This window comes from Kitasatospora sp. NPDC004272, from assembly GCF_053603035.1.
The window spans coordinates 1-5,212 of sequence record NZ_JBSGET010000252.1; the positions used below are offsets into that span (position 1 = coordinate 1).

General features: G+C 75.3%; 4 protein-coding genes and 1 pseudogene. 1 reads left to right on the top strand and 4 read right to left on the bottom strand.

The window, feature by feature from the left end; translation table 11 throughout:
- Nucleotides 1-2,036, bottom strand: a 2,036-nt coding sequence (locus ACWEO5_RS37945; protein ID WP_452166626.1) for a WXG100-like domain-containing protein, incomplete at its 3' end; no start/stop codon positions are given.
- A gap of 65 nt (nt 2,037-2,101) precedes the next feature.
- On the bottom strand, nt 2,102-2,446 hold the full coding sequence (locus ACWEO5_RS37950; RefSeq protein ID WP_452166627.1) for a WXG100 family type VII secretion target: 345 nt from the start codon (nt 2,444-2,446) through the stop codon (nt 2,102-2,104).
- 223 nt (nt 2,447-2,669) lie between these two features.
- Here ACWEO5_RS37950 and ACWEO5_RS37955 point away from each other — a divergent pair, with 223 nt between their 5' ends.
- On the top strand, nt 2,670-3,524 hold the full coding sequence (locus ACWEO5_RS37955) for a hypothetical protein (RefSeq protein WP_452166628.1): 855 nt from the start codon (nt 2,670-2,672) through the stop codon (nt 3,522-3,524).
- Between the two features lie 38 nt (nt 3,525-3,562).
- On the opposite strand, the gene ACWEO5_RS37960 is transcribed toward ACWEO5_RS37955, so the two are convergent.
- Both ACWEO5_RS37960 and ACWEO5_RS37965 read right to left on the bottom strand, forming a co-directional pair.
- Nucleotides 3,563-4,726, bottom strand: coding sequence for an NADH-quinone oxidoreductase subunit D (locus ACWEO5_RS37960; protein ID WP_344559116.1), 1,164 nt, complete (start codon nt 4,724-4,726; stop codon nt 3,563-3,565).
- Nucleotides 4,727-4,741: 15 nt separating this feature from the next.
- Nucleotides 4,742-5,212: pseudogene (locus ACWEO5_RS37965) on the bottom strand (SAM-dependent methyltransferase); the annotation flags it as partial.

Below are 5,212 nucleotides of genomic sequence, written 5' to 3' on the forward strand. Positions count from 1 at the left end.
CCGACCGGACCGCCCACCGGAACGGCCCCGGCCACCGGGGCGCCCGGCACGGGCGCACCCGTCGGCATCCCGCCGACCGGGCCCGCGGGGGCGCCGCCGCCGACCGGGCCGAGCTGGAACGAGGAGCCGCCGCCGGCGGCCGCGGACGAGGAGCCGCCGAAGGACTGCCCCGGCTCCGCCGCGTGGTGGACGCCGCTCCCGGCGGACGTCCAGATGTCGCCCCCGCCGACCACCGGCGGGGCGCTCGGCGCGGGCGGCGCCAGCACCGAGTCGACGTGCACCGAGATCGGGCCGCGCACCGGCGGGACGTAGTCGTTCCCGGAGTCCTGGTGGCCGCCGCCGCTGTAGGAGCCGCCGCCGGACGGGGCGTCGTACCAGGCCGCGGCCGAGCCGCCGGAGGAGGTGGAGCGCGAGCCGCCACCGCCCTGGTAGCCGCCGCCACCGCCGCCGCTGCCGCGGTGCGTGCCGCTGTCGGACGGGCCGGGCTGCGGGCCGCCGGGGCCGGCCGGGGCGCTCTGGGCCACCGGGTCCAGCGGGGCGGTGACCTTGTGGACCGTGTCGTCCAGCAGGCCGCCGTCGCCCAGCAGGTTCGGGCCGTGCTGGCCGCCCTGCCCGGACAGGGCGAGCGGGTCGTTCGCGTTGCCCTGACCGCCTTGGCCGCCCTGGCCGCCGTGCCCGTGGTGGCCGCCCGGCCCGTCCTGGGACGCGCCGTTCTGGAACGGGCCGCCGCCCTGCTGCTGCCCGTCCAGGACGGTGACCGGCTTCCCGTCGGGGCCGAGCAGGTCGAGCGGACGGCCGTCCGCTCCGAACTGCACGACCTGCCCGCCCGGGCCGGTCGCCCGGCCCGAGGCGTCGACCGTGACCGGGTGGCCGTCGGAGCCGGCCAGCAGGTGGCCCTTCTGGTCGGCGACCAGGCCGGAGACCTGGGTGCCGTCGGCGGTCACCATCACCGGGTGGCCGTCCTGCCCGAGCTCGGGCTTGCCGTCGTGGCCCATCGCGAGCAGCAGCCCGGTGCCGACCAGGGCGCCGCCCAGGCCCACCAGCAGCGGCTTGCCGTCGCTGCCGAGCAGCGGCTTGCCGTCCGCGCCCATCGCCACGCCGGTGACCGGCTTCCCGTCCGGGCCGACCAACTGCTGCTGGCCGTCCGGGCCCTGGGTGACGGTCAGACCCTCGACGCCCTTGACCCGCTGCCCGTCCTCGCCGACCAGCACCGGGTTGCCGTGCCGGTCGGTGCGCACCGTGCCGTCGGCCTTCAGGTCCGCGTGCAGGCCGGCGACGCTCGCCACCTCCACCGAGCGGGCTACCCCGGCCTTCGCCAGCACCCCGGTGACCTGCCCGGAGCGGGCCGCCAGCGAGGACTCCCGCTGCTCGCCGTGCAGGCCCCGGCCGTCGGCCTGGGCGATCCGCTCCAGCGCGACCAGCGGCGGCTCCGCGGCCAGCGACCTGGCGGCCTCGCCCATGTCCCGGCCGAGCTGCTCCAGCAGCTGGCCGATCTTCACCTTGGCGTGCTCGACCGCGGCCAGCTCCTCGGCCTCGGCCGCGACCTCCTTCACCGCGCCGACGGCCGCGCCGACCGCGCCGCTGACCAGCCCGCCCAGGCCGGTGGTCATCTGCTGGCCGGCCTGCGCGATGTCCGCCTTGGCCTTCGCCTCGGCCGCGTCCGCCGCCCGGATCTTCTCGGTCAGCTCGGTCAGCACCGCGATGATGTCGACCTTCACCTGCGCGGCCGCCCCGGCCGCCTTGTCCAGCGCCGCGGCCACCAGCCCGGCGGCCGCGGCGGCGTCGTCCAACTGGCCGCGCCCGCCGCCGCTGAACTGCCGCCAGTGGTCGGCGAACGCCTCCACCGCCCGGCCCTTGTTCTCCCCCGAGACCCGCTGCACCGAAGCCGACCCGCGGGCCACCAGCGCGTCCGCCTCCGCCCCGAACTCCCGCCACAGGCCCGCCCCCTGGCGCAGCCCGTCCTCGTCCGCCTGCGGCCACGCGTGGCCGGTCCGCGCCAGCGCGGGGGCGAGTTCCTCCGGCAGGTTCCTGGACACGTGCTCCCCCTTCGGGTGGTGCGGCTCGGCGCGCGCAGCGGCCCGCCGCCTGGTCTGACTCCGGTTCAGGCCCGGCCGGTCGCGGTCGGGTGGTTCAGCGAAGGCGCGTTGAAGTCCGCGCTGATGTCCTGATCGGTGCGCTCGGTGCTGTCCGCCATGGTGTGGAGCCCGCGCCCGATCCGGTCCAGCCGCTCCGCCAACCCCTGCAACCCGGCCAGCACGCCCTCCCGGGCCTCGCCGTACGCGGTGCCGAACGGGGTGCCAGGCTCGTCCGAACCCCACGGGGCGCCCAGCCCCGCCAGGCCGCTCTCCAACTGCTTCGCCGCTCTACCGAACTCGTCCGAGATCTTCTCGAACTCCCGTCCCTCGCCGTGGAGTTCCCACGACCGGATGACGACCTCGTCGCCCACTGTGCACTCCCCCGTGCAAGGGCGCTCGCGCGCCCGACCTACCGGCTGGGCCATCCTAGGACCACTCCCGGTCGCCACCGACCGGCCTGCGGGCCTTTTCACAGCCGTTTCACCTTCGCCACCCACTCCAAACGGGCGCAACCGGCACCGAAGCACACGAACCACCGGTAAAGCCGCGCCGCCGCACCCCCGCCCCGCCGCGTCCAGGCCATACCCTTACCGGGTGGCACCAGCTGACAGCACCAAGAGCAAGAAGACCAAGAAGCCCGCCAAGGGCCCCAAGACCAAGGCCCCGGTCGTCGACCTGGCGATGCCCACCGTCCGCGAGGTCGCGCTCGACTTCCCGCGCGCCTGGGTCGAGTTCACCGACCCCGCCGACGAGGACCAGGTGTTCCGCTGCGACCTCACCTGGCTCACCTCCCGCTGGGGCTGCATCTTCGGCAAGGGCTGCCACGGCATCCAGCCCGGCCGCGGCGCCTCCGACGGCTGCTGCACCCTCGGCGCCCACTACTCCGACGAGGACGACGAGCAGCGCGTGGCCGGACACGCCGCCCGGCTCACCCCCGACATCTGGGAGCACCACGCCGAGGGCACCGACGCCAAGGGCCGGATCCGCCTCGACGGCGGCATCACCATGTTCGACGAGGACGGCGACCGCCAGACCCGCCGGGTGAACGGCGCCTGCCTGTTCCTCAACAGCCCCGGCTTCCCCGGCGGCGCCGGCTGCGCCCTGCACGTCCTCGCCCTGCGCGAGGGGCTGGAACCCCTGGAGACCAAGCCCGACGTCTGCTGGCAGCTCCCGGTCCGCCGCACCTACGACTGGATCGACCGCCCCGACGACACCCGCTACCTGCAGGTCTCCATCGGCGAGTACGACCGCCGCGGCTGGGGCCCCGGCGGCCACGACCTCCACTGGTGGTGCACCGGCTCCCCCGAGGCCCACAACGCCCCCGACCCGGTCTACGTCTCCTACCGCCCCGAACTCACCGAGCTCATGGGCCCCGCCGCGTACGACCAGCTGGTCGCCCTCTGCAAGGCCCACGACACCCGCCTCGCCCCGCACCCCGCCGACCAGTAAAGGAGAGGGGCGCGCAATCAGGGGCGGGGCTCTCCCCGCTACTTGTCGATGTCGCCGACCACGAAGAACATCGACCCCAGGATCGCCACCATGTCCGCCACCAGCGTCCCCGGCAGCAGTTCGGTCAGGGCCTGGATGTTGTTGAAGGACGCCGAGCGCAGCTTGAGCCGCCACGGCGTCTTCTCGCCGCGCGAGACCAGGTAGTACCCGTTCAGCCCGAGCGGGTTCTCGGTCCAGGCGTACGTCTCGCCCTCGGGCGCCTTGAGCACCTTGGGCAGCCGCAGGTTGACCGGCCCGGCGGGCAGTTCGGCGAGCCGGTCGAGGCAGGCGTCGGCGAGGTCGAGCGCGTTCGCGGTCTGCTCCAGCAGGCACTCGAACCGGGCCAGGCAGTCGCCCTCCTCGCGGACGGACACCTTCAGGACGTCCCGCAGCTCCCCGTACGCGAGGTAGGGCTCGTCCCGGCGCAGGTCGAAGTCGACGCCGCTGGCCCGGGCGATCGGCCCGCTGACGCCGTACGCGTGGACGTGCTCGCGGGAGAGCACGCCGACGCCCGCGGTGCGGCCGCGGAAGATCTCGTTGCCGAGCACCAGGTCCTCGAAGACCGGCAGCTGTCCGCGGACCACGCCGACCGCGCGGCGGACCCGGCCGAGCCAGCCGGCCGGGAGGTCCTCCTTGAGGCCGCCGACCCGGTTGAACATGTAGTGCATCCGGCCGCCGGAGGCCTCCTCCAGGACGTGCTGGAGCTCCTCGCGGCCGTTGAAGGAGTGGAAGATCGGGGTGATGCCGCCGAGTTCCAGCGGGTAGGAGCCGAGGAACATCAGGTGGTTGAGGACCCGGTTGAGCTCGGCCAGCAGGGTGCGCAGCCACACCGCCCGCTCCGGCACCTCCATGCCGAGCATCCGCTCGACGGCCAGCACCACGCCCAGCTCGTTGGCGAACGCGGACAGCCAGTCGTGCCGGTTGGCCAGCATGATGATCTGCCGGTAGTCGCGGGCCTCGAAGAGCTTCTCCGCGCCGCGGTGCATGTAGCCGATCACCGGCTCGGCGCTGGTGATCCGCTCGCCGTCGAGGACCAGCTTCAGGCGCAGCACGCCGTGCGTGGACGGGTGCTGGGGGCCGATGTTGAGCACCATGTCGGTGCTGCCGGGGTCGCCGGGGAGCGTCTGCGCGCCCGGGCCGATGCCGACCGTGGTCTCCGTCATGGCCGTCGCCTCCTTCTACGAGGGGAGAGTCTGCCATCCCGGCAGGCCCGCGAGGTCCTCCGGTACCGGCATGCGGACGGCCTGGACCAGCCAGTGGAACGCGCCCAGCCCGGCCGGGTCGGTCAGCTCGGCGGCCTCCCCGGCACCGGACAGCGCCCGCAGGTACGCCGCCGGGTCGGTGCTCGCCAGGGCCAGCGGCGGGCGGGCCCCGCTGACGCCGAGCGCGCGCAGCGCCTCGCGCTGGGTGGTGAGCAGCGCCGGGTGCCCGGGCGCGGCCGCCGCGTCGAGCGCGACGTGCGCGGTCAGGTCGCAGGAGCCGTCGGGGACGGGGGCGCACTCCCGGCCGTCCCGGAACCCGGTCAGGGTGCCGAACGGCGGCCGGGCGGCACGCAGGTGCGCGTAGTCGGCGGCCACCGCGAGGCCCCGCTCCAGCCCGCCGACCGCCGCCGCCCAGGCGGCGTCCCGCGGGCCGCCGAGCTCGATCCG